General features: G+C 55.3%; 14 protein-coding genes and 6 pseudogenes. 3 read left to right on the top strand and 17 right to left on the bottom strand.

The genetic code is table 11. The features are described from left to right. Nucleotides 1-4: 4 nt before the first annotated feature. The 9 genes and pseudogenes from JCM13996_RS03715 to JCM13996_RS03680 form a co-directional block, all read right to left on the bottom strand. Nucleotides 5-2727, bottom strand: a pseudogene (locus JCM13996_RS03715) (glycoside hydrolase family 65 protein). A 315-nt stretch (nt 2728-3042) separates the two neighbouring features. After that, nucleotides 3043-3912: a lysophospholipid acyltransferase family protein gene (locus tag JCM13996_RS03710; protein ID WP_054749738.1), complete on the bottom strand. Its 870-nt coding sequence runs from the start codon at nt 3910-3912 to the stop codon at nt 3043-3045. After that, nucleotides 3909-4568: a glycosyltransferase gene (locus JCM13996_RS03705; protein ID WP_054749736.1), complete on the bottom strand. Its 660-nt coding sequence runs from the start codon at nt 4566-4568 to the stop codon at nt 3909-3911. The genes JCM13996_RS03710 and JCM13996_RS03705 overlap by 4 nt, the downstream gene beginning before the upstream one ends. After that, nucleotides 4474-4869 (bottom strand): glycosyltransferase family protein, encoded by a 396-nt coding sequence (locus JCM13996_RS10815; protein WP_156321853.1) that lies wholly within the window; start codon nt 4867-4869, stop codon nt 4474-4476. The genes JCM13996_RS03705 and JCM13996_RS10815 overlap by 95 nt, the downstream gene beginning before the upstream one ends. After that, nucleotides 4869-5702 (bottom strand): glycosyltransferase, encoded by an 834-nt coding sequence (locus JCM13996_RS03700; RefSeq protein WP_054749734.1) that lies wholly within the window; start codon nt 5700-5702, stop codon nt 4869-4871. Before JCM13996_RS03700 ends, JCM13996_RS10815 begins: the two co-directional genes overlap by 1 nt. Before the next feature lies 1 nt (nt 5703). After that, nucleotides 5704-5844, bottom strand: a complete 141-nt coding sequence (locus JCM13996_RS10810; RefSeq protein WP_156321852.1) for a hypothetical protein — start codon at nt 5842-5844, stop codon at nt 5704-5706. 298 nt (nt 5845-6142) lie between these two features. After that, a complete protein-coding gene (locus JCM13996_RS03690; protein ID WP_054749730.1) occupies nt 6143-6517 on the bottom strand; it encodes a hypothetical protein in 375 nt (124 codons plus the stop codon). Between the two features lie 133 nt (nt 6518-6650). Further along, nucleotides 6651-7282 (bottom strand): annotated as a pseudogene (locus JCM13996_RS03685) (uracil-DNA glycosylase family protein). Nucleotides 7283-7298: 16 nt separating this feature from the next. Then, a complete protein-coding gene (locus JCM13996_RS03680) occupies nt 7299-7745 on the bottom strand; it encodes a MerR family transcriptional regulator (protein WP_054749729.1) in 447 nt (148 codons plus the stop codon). A gap of 114 nt (nt 7746-7859) precedes the next feature. On the opposite strand from JCM13996_RS03680, the pseudogene JCM13996_RS03675 reads away from it, so the two are divergent. Continuing rightward, a pseudogene (locus JCM13996_RS03675) lies at nt 7860-9346 on the top strand (MDR family MFS transporter). Continuing rightward, complete coding sequence (locus tag JCM13996_RS03670; protein WP_054749727.1) at nt 9346-10077, top strand: DUF4811 domain-containing protein; 732 nt, start codon at nt 9346-9348, stop codon at nt 10075-10077. The pseudogene JCM13996_RS03675 and the gene JCM13996_RS03670 overlap by 1 nt, the downstream one beginning before the upstream one ends. A 1650-nt stretch (nt 10078-11727) precedes the next feature. On the opposite strand, the gene JCM13996_RS03665 is transcribed toward JCM13996_RS03670, so the two are convergent. From JCM13996_RS03665 to JCM13996_RS03630, 8 genes and pseudogenes are all read right to left on the bottom strand, one after another. Further along, nucleotides 11728-12225 carry a hypothetical protein gene (locus JCM13996_RS03665; RefSeq protein WP_054749725.1) on the bottom strand — a complete coding sequence of 166 codons (498 nt, stop codon included), beginning with the start codon at nt 12223-12225 and terminating at the stop codon, nt 11728-11730. A gap of 100 nt (nt 12226-12325) precedes the next feature. Beyond that, nucleotides 12326-13234, bottom strand: a complete 909-nt coding sequence (locus JCM13996_RS03660; RefSeq protein ID WP_054749723.1) for a DMT family transporter — start codon at nt 13232-13234, stop codon at nt 12326-12328. Between the two features lie 54 nt (nt 13235-13288). Continuing rightward, nucleotides 13289-13852 (bottom strand): DNA-3-methyladenine glycosylase I, encoded by a 564-nt coding sequence (locus JCM13996_RS03655; protein ID WP_054749722.1) that lies wholly within the window; start codon nt 13850-13852, stop codon nt 13289-13291. 203 nt (nt 13853-14055) lie between these two features. Beyond that, entirely contained in the window at nt 14056-14544 is a 489-nt protein-coding gene (locus tag JCM13996_RS03650) for a universal stress protein (protein WP_054749720.1), read from the bottom strand. Between the two features lie 201 nt (nt 14545-14745). After that, nucleotides 14746-16643 (bottom strand): annotated as a pseudogene (asnB, locus tag JCM13996_RS03645) (asparagine synthase (glutamine-hydrolyzing)). 271 nt (nt 16644-16914) lie between these two features. Further along, entirely contained in the window at nt 16915-17373 is a 459-nt protein-coding gene (locus JCM13996_RS03640; RefSeq protein WP_054749718.1) for a hypothetical protein, read from the bottom strand. Continuing rightward, a pseudogene (locus JCM13996_RS10805) lies at nt 17370-17758 on the bottom strand (TPM domain-containing protein). The gene JCM13996_RS03640 and the pseudogene JCM13996_RS10805 overlap by 4 nt, the downstream one beginning before the upstream one ends. A 66-nt stretch (nt 17759-17824) precedes the next feature. Continuing rightward, nucleotides 17825-18375, bottom strand: a pseudogene (locus JCM13996_RS03630) (LemA family protein). Between the two features lie 218 nt (nt 18376-18593). On the opposite strand from JCM13996_RS03630, the gene JCM13996_RS03625 reads away from it, so the two are divergent. Continuing rightward, a complete protein-coding gene (locus JCM13996_RS03625; protein WP_054749714.1) occupies nt 18594-19586 on the top strand; it encodes a hypothetical protein in 993 nt (330 codons plus the stop codon). Nucleotides 19587-20115 lie beyond the last annotated feature (529 nt).

The raw sequence follows: 20115 nt of genomic DNA, 5'->3' as shown, positions 1-20115 counted from the left end.
TTACTTAATAGTCAATCGTTTGAACCACAGCCGCCGTTAACGACACGTCCTGACCGCACACCTGAATGGTCGTTGCCCGGTCGGCGCGCACGTGTACGAGGTGGTGGGTGATGCGGAACGCGAGCCGGACCCCGCGGACATCCAGCGCAAAGCGGAGTTCACGCCACCGCTGGGGCAAGTGCGGGTTCACCGTCACCTGCGGACCGAGAACGTTGACGCCGCCATACGTACTGGTAACCACGTTGATGGTGGCGCCCATCACACCGAGATGGATGCCCTCGCGGTCGTCCCACCCTGAATATCGTAGTAATCGGAGAACAATGCCTGCCGGAACAGCTGCCAGGACTGGTCATAATTGCCATCCTGCTCGTTCAAGGCCGCGTACACAATGCGCGACAAAGTCGACCCGTGCGTCGTCCGGTTAAGGTAGTACTGCAAATTGTGCGTGAAGTAGCCCACGGGTAAGTGGTAACCCAGCCCCTGAATGAGGTGCTCCACGTCATCGTGGTTCAAGACGTAGTACGCCATCAACGCGTCGGCCTGCTTGGCGACCTGGTACGCGTCGGGCGTCTTACCTTCAGACTTGAGGATCCGGTCCAATCGTGCAATATCGCCATACTGCTTGCGGTACTGGTCAAAGTCCAAGCGCGGCAGGTCAAAGTAGCCCTGGAATTGGCCGATAATACCGTCGTCATTAATGTCCAGGTTTAGGTGGGCGGCAATATCGGTTAACCGGGCTGTATCCTGGTCCCGCCAACCGGCTTTGGCCGCGGCCTGCTGGACCACCTTTGCTGGCAGCTGTTTGGTCAGCTGCGTTAACGTCTGGAATAACCACGCCACCATCATGTTGGTGTACGCGTTGTTGCTTAGGCCACCCAGCTTACTGTTCGGATACTGCTCGTGAAATTCGTCGGGGCCCATGACACCGTTGATGTCGTACCGGCCCGTGGCCTCGTCGCGCGTGGCCATGCCTAACCAGAAGCGCGCAACCGACAACATAATTTCCAAACCGTACCGGTGCATGACGTCGTGATCACCCGTCAAGTGGTCATACAACCACACGTCATAGGCCACGGACAGTGATACGTGCCGTTGCCGGCGACTATTGTCGGGATCCCACTGGTTCGTCAGCGGGTTGAGGTGCACGGACTGCGCCTGCTCATCCCCATACATCGCCGACTGCCACGGAAACATCGCGCCGTGCTGGCCGACCGACTCGGCGTACTGCCGGGCTGCATCCAGCCGCCGATACCGGTACATGATCATCGCCCGAGCAATTGCCGGGTAGTGCTCCGCGTAGAACGGGAAGCAGAACATTTCGTCCCAGAACACGTGGCCACGGTAAGCTTCACCGTGTAGTCCCCGCGCCCCGGTCGAGGCGTCAAGGTGTCCAGCACCCAGGGCGGCGCCGGCAACTAGCAGGTGGAACACGTTGACCCGCAACAACTTCTGGCTGGTAATGTCGCCGGTCACGACCACGTCGGCCCGCCGCCAGGTGTCGGCAAAGAAGTCTTGGGTCATCGCAGCCGTGTTATCAAAGCTGCCAGCCTGTAACTCGGCATTAACGCGGTCCGTTAACGCTGTGTCAGTCTCCTCACCATCATGGTCGGTAACCACAGCCACCAATTTATCGATCGTGTATGTCTGTCCGGCATGCACCGTCAGGTTAACGGTCTGCCGCACCGCCGTCGAGGTCTGCGTGCCGCGGACCGCCGCCGTGAGGTCGCGGTCAGGACTGGTAATTTGACTACCAATAGCAAAATGCACCTGAGAGTGACGGGTGTGGCCCGTGAGTACCGCGTTGTTGTGGTCCGTCGTGGTGGCATCCACCGCCACGTGGCGTTGATCAAACTGGTTATAACGGTCCACGTTGCGGTTCTGCACGTTGCCATCAATGGCCGCGTAGACCTGCAATGAACCATCAAAATTAAGTGGGGTCACCGCGTAACGAATGGCGAGCCGGTGGTAATGACGCATATCCGCAACTTTGGTCGTCGTCACCACCAGCTGGTGCCCCGTCGCGAGGCTGATCAGCATAGTCGTTTGCAACTGACCCGTCCGTAAATTAAGGCTCCGATAAATATCACGAATATCGGCCCGCCGAATTTGGAACGGGTTGCCGTGATCCACTCCCAGTGACAAGTATTGCACGTTAGGCAGGTTGACTAGGTCTTCGTTGACCACGTCCCGCCCGTTAATGTTGGTCGTATTCTGGTTATAGACCCCCGCAACGTAAAACCCGGGGTAATTATCCGCATCGGCCGTAGCTTCCACGTAGGCCCCGCGCAGGCCGTAATAACCGTTCCCAACCGTCAGCATCGCTTCCTGGCCATAGTTACGCTTACCGGTATACTCACCGTAGTAGTCCAGGTGCCAGCTGGCGTAAGTCGTTTTGTCGGCTACCGCGGTCTCCAGGCCCCGCTGCTTTACCGTAGGCCGGGCCACCACGGGCACGTTGAACATGTTGGTCAGGGCCAAGCCAATATCAATACGCTGGTGGTTCAGGCCGACCACCGTATCGGAAAACGTGTAACTGAGTGGGTTATCAATAATAATGACGTCAAAGTGGATTCCGGCCATCTTAATCCGGAGGTTCTCCAAGTTAGCGCCAATTGACTGCTCCGGGTTGTACTTGATGACAATGGGTGGTTCGGTGTCCGTTTGATCCTTCGCTGGATAACGCACCTCCAGGCTGTCATCATCAACTTTCACCGCAATTGGTACCATGCAATTCCTCCTTAATTTTCAATTTGGTGGACACCCCTAATCAGGCGACACCCTTTTAACTATAGGATAATGCTTTTAAATATGATAATCAAATTTATAGATTTGTTGCGTGTTTGAACAAAAATGGCGGTGGGTGTGTTGGCGCGTGTGCGTCGCAGCTCCCGCCACGGGTCACACCTAGATACCGGAATCACACCGACCACACATCGTGAATAAAACGGTACAGCTGCAAAGAAAAAAGGTGGTCACCCCGTTGAGGGATAACCACCTGGTAGGGGCCAAATAGCCCCGCTCTGAATATGAATATTATTGCTACTATGATTGCTGCTGTGGCTGACGCCAGCCCGCAATATCATCCGGGCTGAAGTCGTACGTGAGGGGCCGCCCGTACGCTTGCTCGTACGCCGCCACCTTCTGCTGGTAATCCTGCTGCATCATCTGCTCGCTGTTCATGCGCACACTTAATGCCGGGTCGGGATAAATCAGCGGCAATACGTGCTCCACATACCGCACCTGGTTGAACTCATCGTTATCGGGACGCCCCACATCCTGAATCTCGACGAAGCAGGACACAATTGGGACCCCTAACCGGGCGGCATAATAATACGCCCCCCGCTTTACCGGACGCGGCTTGCGGTAATTAAACCACATTTCCTGCTCAGAATACATCAACACCAGTTGCCCTGCGGCCATGACCCGACCCAAGGTGTCCGGAAAGATTCGCGCCATGTACTGGGTACTGGGGCTAATGGGGATGGTATCCGCGTAGTTCATCAGGAATCCCAACGCGCCCGGAAAATCCAGGTTCGTGGCCTGGCTCACGATGAACATCCGTCGGTGGAGTGCCTTTTGTACCAGCCGTCGCTCGACCAAATTTTCGAGGGGGTTAAAGTGGTTGCTGGTAATGATGGCCCCACCACGTAAACGCCGTAAGTGGTCCATCCCCGTGTAGTGCGTGTGCCGGTTAACAATCCGCGCCGCCACGTTCATTGCGCCACGAGCCACCAAGTTATTCAACCGGTAGTCCAAGCGGTCGTGCCGTGCAATTGCGCGTTCAGCAATCGCCACCTGTGCCGCCGTGGTCATCTGGGGATCGCCCACCTCGACTTTAGCGTTAAACTCCCCCGCCTTGACGCGCCGCTGGATGTTGGCGATTACCGCCTCTTTGTTTCCACCAATAATCATAGGCGTACCTGGACGCCGCGCGCCGCCGTCCGCTTAAAGTTGTCCGGACTGGCCACTAAGACAGTGGCTTTATCCACCAAGGCCTCCGCATTGGCATCATCCGTGGCGACATCGTCCTGGGTGTAGTTGCGCTTGGCCAGGGCCACTTCATCCGCATAACCAGAGTCTGGGACGTACTGCCAGAAGAAATCAGCGTACATCACGTGGTCATAGTGCCACGGCTTGGCAAACAAGTTGAAGTGAATTACGTGGGGCCGCGCCAGGTCCTGGTTCATGGTCGGGAGGGTCGGCATCGTGTTCCAGGTCTGGTCCAACCGCAAGATGTGGTCGTGCACCATTGCGTTGATGTAATCCTGGTCGGGTGCAATCGTGTCAAAGTCGTACTGTTGCAGTAACGCCAGGAACCGGTCGCCTAGATTGCAGGCACGCAGAGCGTCCAGGTCCATCAACAACACCCCGGAATTGATGTAACTTTGCATCGGCACGCCGACCGCGTCCTCGACGTACGCGACGGTCACGGGCGAGTCGGCTAAGTAGGTGTCCATACAACCCCCGAGGTAGTTACCCTGGAGATCCAACCGGTATAAACGCGCCACGTCGGTCGTGACCACGAGGTCGGCGTCCAGATAGATACCCTTGTGGTATTCCGGAAACATGTCGGCAATGAACAGCCGGAAAAAAAATGGTCAGCGTGTGGTAATCGCACCGCAATTGGGAGTGGTCATTAGCCATTCGCTGGGCAAAGGCGGCGCTCATCTGGACGATGCGCACGTGGACGTTGTCCGTCGCCAACGCTGCCAACCGCTGCTGATGCGGTGTGGATAGGTGGTCATGCAAAATAATGGCTTCATACTGTTGTTGCGGGTCACTGTTTTGGATGATCGAGGTCAACGTGACCGCCAGGTACGGTGCGTAGCGGTCATCAACAGCGAAGAATAACGGAATTGTGGTTGTCATTAATTTTTATCCTTTAATTGGGGTTCCAAACGGTCGTATTCGTCCAGCAAGTCGTCATATTCATGCAACTTCAACTGGTCGTGAACAGCCGTTACCTGCCACGGCTTGACCGTCAGGGTGTGCACCCACGGCCAGAGCCGAAAACTCGTGGTGAAGTGCTGGAAGACCGTGTCGGCGTGCAACCGCCGTTGGTCGTTGAACCGCCGCGGCATGATGCGGGCAGCTGTGACCAAACGGTTCAAAGCCGACTGGTCCGGCATGAACATTTGCGTGGTGACGCATAGCCGCCGCGCCCGTTCAAACAGCCCCGTCCGGCGAATTTCTTTGAGGTTCAGTAACAACACCCCAGAATTCAGGTAGTCAAACCGCAAACCATGATTGTGGAAAAACCACCGGCCGTAGTAATCCAATACGCCAGCCAGTTCGATACCGGCCATATCCTGGTGGTAAAATTCACCGCAATCACGCCGACAAACCACGTCGGTATCTAAGTACAACAGACGGTCCGGCATGTCTGGCACCTGGTCTACAAAGAGGCGCAACATACAATTTGGTGTAAAGATGGTATCCATGTTCGCTAGTGGCGGTTCCATGTTAAACAGCGCCGTCACATCATGCTTAGTGACTGTATTGGCGGAGTTGACTCGCCGCATTTGGCGTCGCACCACCGCGACCGTGTCATCACTCAAGGGCTGGTACTCCTTGGTGCCCACGGTAATATGGGCCGTTAAAACGTGCACGTGCAACGGTTCCCGCACGTTGTGCAATAGTGATAACACCGAAATTAGTAGGCCATCCGCCATTTTGGCATCACCGCAATATAGGACATCCATGCTAACTCCTCCTTTGGTAAGTGATGTAACTATAGGTACTAGCAGCACTCCGCTGCCGCATTTGTTGCGTGACTAACTCCGCCAACTGCGCTTGTTGCGCCTTACGAGTCAGGGTCGCATCCGGCCGCAGGGGACCATCCACAAACACGGTGATCCGCGGACGTCGCTCCAGCGCCGACGTTGATAGGTCACGGTCATGGTGTACACCGGCTTCCCGGTGGCCACCGGGTAGTGAAACGCGGCCTCACCAAACGGCCGGATGCCCGTATAGTAGGGCCACACATGGGCCTCCGGAAAAATCGTCACGTACCGTCCTGCTTGCACTGCTTACCCCACGGCGTGGTTAAACCGCGCCAATCCATGTAAATCATCGGGTAGCGGTAACGCCCCGGCCCACGGCAGGATGTGCCCCAACACCGGGATGCCCAGGTTAGCGGCACTCACAATGGCCGCAAAACCGCGCGGGCGGCCCGCCAACAGCGCGAGGAACGGGTCCCCGACCGGCTGGGTGTGGTTGGCGTACAGGAAGTAGCTTCCGGCCCCGCCTGACGCAACGCTCCCCGGTTGACCCACCGAACGTGCCACATACCGTGGGTCAACACGGCCCCGAACAGCCGGGCCGCCGCGGTGACTACCCGTCGGCGGACCTGCCACCATTTACTGGGGTGTTCCCACTGGTAGTCCGCCGTCACACGTTCCTGTTGGTGGGCGCTGGTCACGAAATCATCCGTGAAGTGATCATAATACCGAATCATTCGGGCCACCATGAGCACCCCCTCGTCGCGTATCCGGTCAACCGTCGCCAGCCGGTACATCTAGCCTGCTCTTTATTTTGTCATTATAAGGGTATCGCGCAGTCCACACAAATGCCCGTACCAGTGGGAACGCTAACAACGTCACCTTTTACGGGATAATCGACATTTTGTTCTTAATTGTGGCGCACTTAATCTAATCGATCACCATGTGGACCCGGTTACGTAACTCTGGCAACACCTGCGTGCTGAACCATGGGTGGTGCTTAACCCAGGCCTGGTTCCGCGGTGACGGGTGCACAATAGGCAAAACATCCGGCAAGTAGTCGGCGTAATGCGCGACCGTCGCCGTCAACGTGCGCTGAGCCCGTTGCCCGAGGTACCACTGTTGCGCATAACTACCGATCAGCACCGTTAACTGCACGGCGGGCAGCTGCGCCATCAGCTGTGGCAACCACTTATCCGCAAACCCTTTACGGGGCGGCAGATCGCCACCCTGACCCTTACCGGGAAAGTAAAAGTCCAGTGGTAACACCGCAAAGTTATGCGGATCATAGAACTGGTCTCGGGTGACGTCCATCCAGGTCCGCAAACGGTCACCGCTGGGATCATTGAAAAACAGGCGGGTATCCTGAGCCTGCCGTCCCGGTGCCTGGCTGATCAGTAAGATGCGGGCCTCAGGTGGGCAACGTACAGCGGGGCAATTCCCGCTGCCGTATACGCAGCGTTTTGCGGATCTGCATGATGGCCGCCCGTAACTGCTCCTGCGGCGTCCGTTGCCGGGTATCTGCGCGCATCGTGACACGCCATTGGACCCGTTTGTTCCATTTAATTGCTGGCCGCATTACAAATTCTCCTCTGCGTGGGGTGCTAACCGTAACGCCACGTGCTCGTCGTCAACCCGGGCCACTACGTCGTGCTGCGGATCATTCTCAAGATGTCCTAACCAGACATCGGCGTGATCACCATGCTGCTCCACGCTCATCTCACCCCGGTACAACATCCGCTTCAGCACCTCCATGTCGTCAAAATGGCGTTGGGCCTCAGCGGCGGCATGCGCCAACGTGAAGCCCTCATCCATCTTGGTTTTAATATACACGATGGCGGCTACGCTGCCGTATGGGTAACGTTTATTCTGGCCCTCGCCGTGACGAATGGAACGGATATAGCCCTTACGTTCCCAATACCGAATCTGAGCCGGCGTTACCCCACTGACCCGACAGGTTTCCCCGATACCCATTGAAAAATCAAAGGACCGCATTTTCTTAACAAAGTTTGCCATTTGCTCCATTTACGTGACTCCGTTCATTGACTTTCTGAAAATCAAGTTGTAACATTTAATATCGTAATTGTAACACAATATGATAAACGTGTCGCAAAATAAATCAAAAGCTGGGGAAGCGTAATGAACAGTATTACCGATAACAACGGACGCAAAATCAACGTCGCCCTCCTGGTGGCCACGCTGATTGTCGGCGTCTTCACCACCGTTTTAAACCAAACCATTCTCAGTACGGCCTTCCCGACTTTGATGAAGGCCTTCAGTATTTCCACTGCCACCGTGCAGTGGCTGACCACTGGTTTCATGATGGTTAACGGGATCATGATTCCCGTGACCGCCTACTTAACTTCAAAGGTGCCTACACAGCGCCTCTACCTGATTGCCATGAGTACATTCCTCTTAGGAACCATCGTGGCCTTCACCGCCCCGAGCTTTGCCTTCTTATTGGCGGGCCGGCTCATTCAGGCCGTCGGGGTCGGAATCACGATGCCGCTGCTACAAAACATCATGCTGACGATCTTCCCGCCCAACAAACGTGGGGCGGCCATGGGGGTCGCCGGAATCGCCATCGGGGTGGCACCAGCCATTGGCCCGACGCTGTCCGGGTTTGTCATTGACAACTTTGGCTGGCGGACGCTCTTCGGTATGTTAATTCCTATCACCATTGCCGTTATTATTGCAGCCTTTTTCTTCATGCGCGACGTATTACCACAACGCAACCCACACCTCGACGTGCTGTCGCTAATCGAATCGACCATCGGTTTTGGCGCGCTGCTGTACGGCTTCTCGGAAGTTGGTGACAAGGGCTGGGGTTCACCGTTCGTTTACGGAAGTATCCTGGTTGGCATCCTCGTCATCGCCCTCTTTGCCTACCGGCAGCTACACATGGACGTACCGTTCCTGGAGCTACGCGTCTTCAAGTCCCACATTTTCACCCTATCTACCGTGCTGGCTTCGATTGCGAACATGGCCATGGTGGGGGCCGAAATGGTTATCCCGCTGTACCTGCAAATTATTCACGGCAAGTCGGCGCTTGAATCCGGGTTGACCTTACTGCCTGGGGCGTTGATGATGGCCGTGATGAGCCCAATTACCGGGACCATCTTTGACCGTATCGGGGCTAAGCGCCTCGCCAGATGGGGCTGTTCACGCTGGCCGTTGCTACCGTCCCGTACGCCTTCGTGACCGCGACCACACCATCCATCTACATCACGGTACTCTACGCCGTCCGGATGTTTGGGATCTCCATGACGATGATGCCACTGACCACCAACGGGATGAACGCACTGAGCCAGGACCTAGTTGGGCACGGGACCGCCGTGAACAACACACTCCGGCAAATTGCTAGTTCCATCACCACGGCGATCATGGTGTCCGTTCTGACCAACGTTACCAATCAGCACAGTCCCGTACACGCGTTCCTCAAAGCCGACCCACTGGCTTACAAACACAGTTACTTCAACGCCACCCTGGACGGCTACCACGCTGCCTTCTGGATTGCCGTGGGCTTCAGTACCCTAGGTTGGCTCCTCGCATTCTTCCTCAACAAGAAGATGAGCTCGGCTGACATCATCGACGAAAGTTCCCACTCAGCAAAGGAGGCCGCATAATGATTCTGTGGATTTTAGTCATTAGTACCATTCTGTTGTTCATCTCCTTTGTGACGCTGCGTAGCTCCTGGTACCGAGTCCTATTCGTCGCCATTACCGGCGTCTTGATGGTTGGCTCCGTGTGGGCCATCCACGAAAACGACGAAGACCACTTAGGGATGAAGCGGGTCACCACGACCACCAGTCAGGTAATCTACTCGGCTTCACCAAGCAAGGCGCTGTCGTTGTTGTTGCACCAGGACATCGGTACTAACGGCAAGCACAGCGTGTACATCTACAAAACCGCGTCTGGCAGCAAAGCCAAAACCCACCACACCAAAGCTGACTACGACGTCTACAACCGGGTCACAACCACCCAACAGGACGTCGCCCAGTTGCAAGTCACCAGGCACGAGTGGGTGTACAAGAACGACTTTGCTAAGTTAATGTTTAACGATTTGAACAACCATCAACTAATCAAACAGACCAACACGTTCAAGATTCCAACTACTTGGTATGATCTGACGACCAGCCAAGCCAAGCAACTAGCCCAGCAGCTCAAAAAGGCTCAGCACCAGTCTGCGGCCCAAAAGGCGCAACTGCAAGCCGCAATTAAGCAGCAGGTTGCCGCGGCTGTGGCCAAGAATCCGAGCATGACCCAAGCGCAGCAACAAGCACTGGTCAAGCAGCTGACGGCCAAGTACCAACAAGCCGCAATTGCCAAGGCGGTCAAGGCCGTGCAGGAAAAGTAACACCACATTTAGATAGTATGTAAAGAGAGCTCTCGCAGCGTGACTGCGGGAGCTCTTTGTTGCGGTTGTCAGAGTTGCTCGGTTGGAGCACAAAGGTACGCGGGGATGGGTTCAACGTTTGGTGGATGTCGGGCTCGAAGCGCTAAAGCCGGAGAAGCGGGATCTGTTATGGTTCTCGGGCTGACTGCCCATTGCTATCGGACTACAGTCTTTCGGCTGAGCTTCGCGCAGCCTCCGAGTGGCAGACTCTGAGCGCTAAAGCGAGGGAGGCTGTATCTATTACGCTGCTCGGACTGACTGCCCATTGCTATCGGACTACAGTCTCTCGGCTGAGCTTCGCGCAGTCTCCGAGTGGCAGGCTCTAAGCGCTAAAGCGAGGGAGGCTGTATCTGTTACGCCACTCGTTCTGACTGCCCATTGCTATCGGACTACAGTCTCTCGGCTGAGCTTCGCGCAGCCTCCGAGTGGTAGGCTCTAAGCGCTAAAGCGCTAAGAGCCTGCGCAAAAAAAATAGAACCCGGGCACTTCTCAAGACCCAGGCTCTAAGTTAAGGATGCTGCATACACGGTTAGTAACATATGATATTCTGTGATACTTACACCTCTAAACAAATTTTATTCAACTGGTTGGAACTTCCTGCGTGCTAACTTCCGTTGACCTCAAATACTTGGTTTTCGTTTGATCACTACAGGATCCGTTTACTTAACGGTCGTCACCACGTTGGTAATGCTGCTGGTAAAACACTTTGGAACAAACCGGATAAAACGTTTTGCTGACTATGCTTCATACACCCCTCTCGGTGATGAATGGTCATCTACAACTGTTACCTCAAACTACTGTTGGCATCGGAATCAAGTCCCCTCTTGACCGCGACCAGCTTGCCACTGCAATTACTACTGGTCGTTGACATGGTACCAAGTCTCGGTACTAAACACGTACTGGTTTCTCTGGTTTCGATCTGTAACACTAGAGGTACAAGTAACTATGGTGCTCGTCGTGCTCTTCATGACTTCCTTCGCAAAGATGCCTTCACGATCCTGATAGCGGCGTCGTTACGCTTCACTCCGTAACTTTACCTCAACAGCTTAACTTATCTACCAGCCGCTACGCTTCACACGCTTGCCGTGACACATTCAACCCTCATCGGGTCGCGGTTCTACTGACTATTCTGCTCTACCTGTTAAATGCTCATCGTGGTGCTACCTACTACCGACTTCTTCACGTCTGTTTCAGGCTACCACTCCGCGCCGCCATCCGTTTGGCAATTAAATAACCACCTCACTTCACGAAACCATGGTGCACAACATTCGATTTCTGCCCGGTACCACTTGCCACAGGTTACCGGACTATGAGAAGTTGGACTTGGCTAACCCTGTATGGGAACCGCCTCCTTAACTACACTCATAGTATATCCTGCCGCCTACGATTTTGCAAGCGCTAACAAAAATATTTTTGATATTATTTTTGGCCCCATTAAATTACAAAATTACCAGGCTGTCTGGACAATTATCGTCACTGGCATGACTGCATAATCTCCGGGCTTCGTGCTGCGGCCCTAACCGAATTGAACGACAGCCACCCCGGCGGCGCCACTGCGCGGACACAAAAAAAAGGTGGCACGTAGCCACCCATTAAACAAAAATACGCAAATTATTCAGCTAACTGCCAAGCACGTAACCGGTGCGCCGCAATCGTTAACGACACGACTGCATCCGGCGACAAGAGTGCCTTGACCTGATCGTGCGCACCCGTACCAAGCACCGCGCCAATGACTTCCAGACCAAACTTGATGATCTCCAGGTCCTTCTTGGCGGAGTATTGCCCATCCACCAGCGGCGTCTCGTGATTATAGGTAAAGTGCACCTTGTCGCCACTAATCGAACCATCCACGTGGTTGACCATGATCCGGTCATCAATGTTCATCAACGGGGTGTTATCCCCGAGCAGGCTCAACTTGTGGTCAGACTCGCTGTCTGAGTACGCCTCTTGGTTCAGCTCCGGATAACTTGCCGCTGGGTTCTGCAAAACGTCGAGGTAATCAACGGCTTCGTTGATTGCATCCGCGTTTAGTACCATTTCTTTGGCCAGTAACTTATCGGTATCGGCCTCCAGTTGGTCGGCCAGTGCCGTCACGCTAAATTGATCCATGTTTGTCCTCCGTAAATGCACTATATCTGCGTGTATTGTACCACACGTAGAATGCCCGGCCCAAACGCCCATTACCCTGTCGTCACTTACGGGTGGCCGCTTACTCGTGAGGGGCCGGCGTTTGGGGGGTCAAAACGCTCATTAAACCTACCGTCACCAAAATAATGAGCCCGCCGACTACTTCCCAAAAATCCAGTTGCAAGTGCATGAACAATACCCCCGCAACAACGGCCCCCAATGGTTCAAAGGCGTCGAGCAACCCGACCACCGTAGGCGCGATGTAGCGCAGGCTGATCAGATACATCGCGTAGGCAAAAATGGTCCCAAAGACAAGCACAAACGCGTACGCCACCCACATCCAGTGGGTGAGTTGCGGCGCATCCGTCCAAAACGGGCGGTAAGCCGTCAGGCCTAGCCCGCCCAGAAGCATCGACCACGCGGATACCGCAATACCCGAATAATGAGCCAGCAGCCAACGGGGAATCAGCGTGTAACCCGCTGCCGCTACGGCCGCAAGCAGTCCCCACCACAACGCGCGTGGGGAAATGGCCAGCTGCGTGATCTGACCCTTGGTCACTACCAGCAGCGTGCCCAGCATCGCTAGCCCAATGGTCACGAAGTCCGCCCGGCGCGGCCAGGTTCGCGTGCTAACAGCCACCCAGGCCAAAATCAGGATGGGCGCTAAGTACTGCATGATGGTGGCCGTGGCCGCGTTCGACACCGCCACGGTTTGGAAGTAGATCAGCTGCATGGTAACCATTCCGAAAATAGTAAACAGTAGCAGGTGCACCACGGCTTTACGGCTATGCCAGACGGCCATCAGGGCGTGCCGGTCGCGCACCAAACAATAGAGGCCTAACACCAGACCGCCAAACAACATTTTGCTACCAATCAGCCACAATAGATCCACGTGGTGCAGAAATAAATACTGACTGCACGGTCCCGACACGCCCCACAGGCACGCCGCGCCGCCGGCCAGAAACATTCCCCACAGCCTCTGTCGTTGCATAACCAAGCCCCCATTTATAGACCTGATTATACGCTGACGCGCGGAGACACGCACTCAGCCGCTGGTGTCAACGCGATTATCGATCACACCGGCACCCTGTAGATAATTGTGGATGAGCACGGGCCCCACAAAGGTGAAACCGCGCTGTTTCAAATCCCGGCTCACAGTCTCGGCCAGCGCCGACCGTCGCGGTAGGTCGTGGTAGTCCTGCCAGTGGCCCACCTGCTGGCAGCCACCGGTAAAGTGCCACACGTAAGCGTCCAGACTGCCCCACTCCGCAATCAACCGTTGCGTCGCCTGGGCGTTGGTAATAACCGCCGTCACTTTGCGACGGTTGCGCATAATACGTTCGTCCTGTAATAAGCGTTCAACGTCCGCCGTGCCGAACGCGGCAATCCGGTCCACGTCCATATCTGCAAAGGCGGCATTGATGCCCGCCCGTTTACGCAGGGCTAGTTGCCAGCTTAAGCCGGCCGCCATAATTTCCAGTACTAGAAGCTCAAACAAGTACCGGTCGTCGTGACTTGCCACACCCCATTCCGATGCGTAGTACTGGCGCAATTCTGGCGAGCGGTTGGGCCAAAAGTCTGGGGCGGCGGCTAAGGTTGCTTGATCCATAATTGTTTCCTCCGTTAACGTAATGATGACAGAAGGTAATTTCGCGGCCTGGCGGTCGCAAACTACGTGGACAGGCTCTTATTGGCCCAATGTAAAACCCGGGTCCGCAACGGGAGGTTGTGGACCGGGTGGGTTGGGCGCAAAATATTGCTACGAAAAAGTTCCAGCCACAAGACCAACACGTGGCCTGGTAACTGGAACCCTTATCGCAATCCTTTTCTAAACGGCGGTGTCGCTACTAGCTTGGGTGCGCCTTTGACGATCAGCACATCGCATGGGGCCGTACGGTTAACGTACTCCGTCACACTACCGACCAGCATGCGCTCAAACGCATTCAGACCCGTAGCGCCAATAATAATGATGTCCGACTTGTATTCGTGGGGGAAGTCCGTGGCAATGACGTTCTTCGGGTTACCAAAACGCACGTGAATGTGTACGTCGTTGACGCCCTCATCCTTGGCACGTGCTTCCAGGCCCTCAAGGTACTCTTGCGCGTCCTGGGTCAGCTGGTAAATGGCGTCACCAGAAATCATGCCGCCATAGCTACCAATGAACTGCTTGGTATCGAGGACGTTGAGGATATCCATCCGAGCGTGGTTGGCAACGGCCACCTTGAGTGCCTTTTGAAAGGCTAGGTCGGCCTCTTGGGATCCGTCCACCGGAACTAATAAGCGTTTGTATTCTTGTTCCATTCCAATCACTCCCTACTTGTTTGTACCTTAAGCATACGGCGGCTACCGCACAAAAACAAGAGAAACCGCTTCATTTACTCATTAAATTGTAGCGCTGTCATCATATTCCACCAGCGTCCCCGCCCCATATTACGGCGCGTTACGGTCCGCATTACATAACAAAGGGAGTCGCCATTGTTGGCCGCTCCCTCACTAATATACTTAGTCTTCGCCGTGGGTCGTCTGGACCAAATCTTCGACAAATACTTCTGGGTACTTGTGCTCGATGTAAACTTGGTGCCAAACCATGAAGGTCAGGACCGTCCACACCTTCCGGGAATTGTCCGCCTTCCCGGCACGGTGGTCCGCCAGTAACTGCCGGACGTAATCCTTGTTGAGGTACTCGTCCACCTGGGCCTCATTGATAATGTTGTCCGCCCAGTCCGCCAGTTCGTTCTTCAACCAGAACCGAATTGGTACAGGGAACCCGAGCTTCCGCCGGTACAATACGTTGTCGGGGGTGAAGCTCTCCGCTGCCTTGCGCAAAATATACTTCGTGGTACCGTGCGCCACGCGCAAGTTTGCCGGAATCGTACGGGCAAACTTGAAGACTTCCTTATCGATAAACGGGGTCCGCAACTCCAGGCTGGCGGCCATAGACGTACGGTCCGCGTTCAGTAACAGGTCGCCCACCAGCCAGGTGTGCATATCGATATCCTGCATCCGCGTGATTGGGTCCAGCTGCGCGTTACGGTTGTAGAGGTCGCGCGTCACTTCGGTGTACGGGTAGTCCGGGTTGTAGTGTTGCAACAGCTGGCTCTTCTCGGCCTCGCTGAAGATCTTGGCGTTACCCACAAACCGCTTCTCCAACGGCGTGGTCCCACGTTCCAAGAAGCTCTTACCCTTCATCCCCGTCGGCATCATGTGCGATACCCCACGCAGCACATGGTTCACCGGCTGTGGCATGTGGTTGAACATGCGTAGGGAGTTCGGCTCGTTGTAGATGGTGTAACCGCCAAAGAACTCGTCGGCCCCCTCACCGGTTAGTGCGACTTTGCAGTACCGACGCGCCAGGCGGGTCAAGAAGTACTGCGGCACGGCCGCCGGGTCCGCCAACGGGTCGTCCATTGCGTACACAAACCGCGGGAAGGCCTTGGCGAATTCTTCGGGCGTGATCACCTCACTGATGTTTTCCACGTCCAGGCGCTGCGCCGTTTCCTTGGCCACATCAATTTCGTTGTAGCCTTCACGCTCAAAACCAACGGAGAAGGTCTTGATCTTGGGACTTAGTTCCCGGGCCAGGGCAACGATAATGGACGAATCCACCCCGCCAGAAAGGAAGGAACCCACCGTGACGTCCGCGCGCATGTGCTTCGCCACACTATCACGCAGGACCGCGGCCAAGTCCCGCGCGACTTTGTCCTCATCGGTCATCGTCTGGGGAGCAAAGGTCGGGTTGAAGTACTGGGTCACCGTGAACGGCTCACCCGGCTTCTTGGTGAAGTAGTGGCCGGCTCCAGCTTGTGCATCGATGGCGTCAAGCTCTCGGGATCCGGTACGTACTGGTAGGTCATGTAGTCCTGGAGCGCCTGGTCGTTGATTGACCGGTCGTCCAACAGGCTGATCAGCGCCTTCTTTTCCGACGCCAGGTAGACGTTGCCGTCATCAGCCTCAGAGTAAAACAACGGCTTGATCCCAAAGTTGTCGCGGGCCCCGTAAACTTCGTGGGTCTGCGTGTCTATCAACATAAAGGCAAACATACCGCGAAGCTTGGACGCAGCTTCCACCCCGTACTTCTGGTACATGCCCAAAATGACTTCCGTATCGCTGTCAGTGCTGAACGTCTGGCCATCCGCCTTGAGCTCATCGCGCAGCTCAATGTAGTTGTAGATTTCACCGTTGAAAACGATCCAGTAACGCTTGTTATCGTGGGACAGTGGCTGACCACCGTGGCTCAGGTCGATGATGCTCAGACGCCGAAACCCTAGGGTGATATCGTCATCCTGGTAGTAACCCTCATCATCCGGCCCGCGGTGGGTCAAAACTTTAGTCATGTGCTTCACATCAGACAGTTGCACCGGGGTGCCGTCCTGATGAATAACGCCAACAAACCCACACATATTCGTTCAGCTCCTCATTTACTATTGATCACATTTATTTACCGTTAACGTTCTGGGCCGGGGCCGCGCATCAACGTACACGATGCGGGCCCGAGGCATAAATATTTGCGGCCCAATACCTTAGAAATAGTACAAGAAAGCCCAGGCAAACGCAAGGTTTAGGGCCGGGCTCCGGCCGGGCGTTAGCACAATCGTAACTTCTGACTGCTCACCAATGACTGCTCACCAAAAAAAAGTGGCGCCCAGCAAGAGCACCACCAATTGCACGCAATTAAACGGACGCGCCGCCGCCCCCGCTGGAGCCGCCACCAAAGCCGCCACCACCGAAGCCACCGGGGCCGCCCCAGCCACCGACGTTGCGGTTGCGGTCGTTGCCACTCATGCCTAGCAGCCACAGCAACCAGAGCCACGGCCAACCATGACCACTGCCGCCGGAGCCGCCATGACCGCCGCCAAACAGGATGCCCAAGATAATGATCATGGCCAGCAACACAAAGACGATCTTCATGACCAGGTTAAACGTCCCGTCACTGTCTTGGTGCACCTGCTCCTGGGGCACCGCGGTTTGGGTGCCGTTGGCGCTCACGGTCTTGTAGCCGTAATGCTTGCTGACGACACGGGCTACACCTTTGAACACGGCCCGCAGTCCCCGGTTCACGTTGGCGGGGTCACTCGACTTCAGGTCGGTCAGGTGCGCTTGGAGCAGGTTGGCCGACTTGGCGTCGGTCATGTAGCCTCCATGCCGTAGCCAACCTCAATGTGGACGTTGTTCTTGCCGCCGTTCTTGGCAAAGAGGATCAATATCCCGTTATCCTTGCCCTTTTGGCCAATGCCCACTTCTGGAACAGGTCGGGGGCGTAGCTATCAATGTCGTCCCCGCCAGTACTCTTAATGGCCGCGAGTACCACTTGTGGCCGGGCTTTGGTGGTCTGGTAATACTCGTTTTGCTTGGTGACCAGCGTCTCCGTCTGGCTGTCCAGCAGCCCAATACCGTCATAGTAATCAGTATCTGGCCGCGCCGGTAACGTAGCGGCATGGGCCGCCGTCGTCCCAAACGTCACGACCGCCAGAAACAGCGCAAAGGTGGCGACCGCCGCCTCCCAGAGTTTGCGCATGCGCACGCACCTACTTTCCGCTGGTACTGCTACTATCAGTGTCCAAATCTACTGACGGCGTGCTGTTCATGGCCTTACTGTCGGCCTTGAAGTACGCTTCGTGCCTTTGCCCATCATGTTCGCAATGATGTTCTTCGGGAACGTCACGATCTTATTGTTGTACGCCTGCACATCCTGGTTATACCGGCGACGCTCCACGCTGATACGGTTCTGGGAGCCTCGAGCTCGCTCATCAGGGTGCTGACCTGCTTGTTACTATTCAATGTCGGGTAGTTTTCGCGGATGACCGAGATCAAGGTACCAACGCTACTGGTCATTTCGGCCGTCGCGTTGGCTTTGTCCTTGGTGGTATCGGCCTTAGCGTAGTCTTTGCGCGCATCCGCGATGGCGCCAAAGACCTTTTGTTCCTGCTGCATGCTGCCCTTGACCGAGCTGACCAGGTTAGGAATCAAGTCATACTGGCGCTGGGTCACGTTTTCGACCTGGCTCCACTGCTCCGTCACCTGTTGGTCCGCCTTCACGATCGAGTTGTACGCACTGATCCCAAAGATGGCTAAAATTACGACGACCGCCGCCACAATGATCCCGGCGATGGCACCCCCACTGAGCTTCTTCATGTCCATTCTCCTTTGTGTGGCTGGTCGCAACCAGCCCTTTGATTAGTTATATTGTACCCTGTCCAGCCAGAAAATACTCGGTCCTAAGGCTGAGTTCAAGCGTTTGTTAAATCGCGAGCATTTCTTAACCGTTTTTGCCCGTGGACCATGCTACAATAACGTTACAAGGACATGTTGCCGTGCACAAGCGCGTGGACAGCGTCTGGAGGAGGATAACCATGATGAAGAAGAAGCAATTACTCACATTGGGCATTGCCGCTTTGCTAGTACTGAGCGGCTGTGGTGCCAAGCAGCATGATGACAGTCAAGCCAGCAGCAGTAGTCGCACCAGTACGCAACAGGTTACCAAAGTCGCGTACCAGAACCTCGGCGCAAAGCAGCGTAAGCAACTGCGGTTCCGCTTCCAGGCCAAGAGCGACGGCGGTAGTGACACGCTGTATAACGTCAACGCACGCATCACGAACAAGACGAAGCACGCCGTCACCTTTAACCGGGCCAAATTCTTCATCGACCGCACGGCGGATGGCGACAAGATCAAGTCCGCGGCTACTGGTCGGGTAACGGTCCAACCGGGCAAGCACGTAGACCTCAAGGAGTTATTTATTGACGTCAACGTCAGCGTCTTCCGTAGTGCGGGCACGTTCTACTACCTGAATAAACACTTCCCATTGGCCTACACCTACCACGCCCACCAGGGGAACGGCTCCACGTCCAACAGTCTGCAGGACAACGAGGCCAAAGCCGTCCAAAGTCAGGCCGCCAGCAATACGAGTTCCAGTAGCAGTGCGGTAGCCACCAGCACCAGCACCACGGCCAACAGCGCTAGTGCGAACTCTGGCAGCACCAACACCACAACTGGCACGAATAGTAGCAATGGCAGTACCGGGAGTACCAAGAGTGACGGTACCACCAGCAACCAAACCAGCGGGACTAACTTGACGCAAGCACAGCTCCAAGCGTGGGCCTTCAAGCACACCGCCGCCAACTACAACTTTAACGTCACGCCAAACGACTTCACCTTCACCTTCGGCACCAACAGCGACGGTGAAGCCACGGTCACTGTGGCCGAGAACCACAGCTCCAGCAACATGCAGGCGCACAACGCCGACCCGAACACCAACCCGACCGTTGCTAGTTACACGGTCAACGCACAGGGTGAGTTGGTCAACAACTACACCCAGCAGGTCGTCGCTTCATCATATGGTAACTAACTACAAATTTAACGGCCGTGACCACCCGTAATTACGGGTGGCCACGGCTTTTTGTATGTCCACATCGGGGCAACGCATGAAGCGGAAAGCATAAAAAGCGTGGTCACCGTTCGGTGCAACCACGCTCATTGACAAACCAAGTGATTGAAGCAAAACTGCGTGTAGAAAAAAAGTTTAAGGGTGAGACATTTATTTTGAGCTTGCTTCACCGCCACTCAGTATCAGCCCCGTCGCTAGTACCGTCGCCATAAGTTGCTGGCCAACGGTACTGGGTATTACCGGGTTGGTTCATGGGCACCACTCCTTTGGCAACAGACAGGTGCTGATGTTGCACCGCCTGTCGCTATGCAACCTAACACTTACACCGTTAATCGATCATAAAGCAACCATGCACGAATGCGATAACCCCCATCGCCCTCGTGACTTTGCGCAACTGCGGGGGATTGCTACCATCATCCCCTTGAGTTAATAGTAGCAAGACCGGGAAACGGTTGCAATAATTATTTGCGTGAGGGTTGGATAAGGTGGA

Origin of the sequence: Lacticaseibacillus thailandensis DSM 22698 = JCM 13996 (genome assembly GCF_001312865.1) — a bacterium.
GTDB lineage: Bacteria > Bacillota > Bacilli > Lactobacillales > Lactobacillaceae > Lacticaseibacillus > Lacticaseibacillus thailandensis.
Note: the sequence above shows the minus strand (reverse complement) of the source record. Positions and strands in the feature narration are given on the sequence as shown.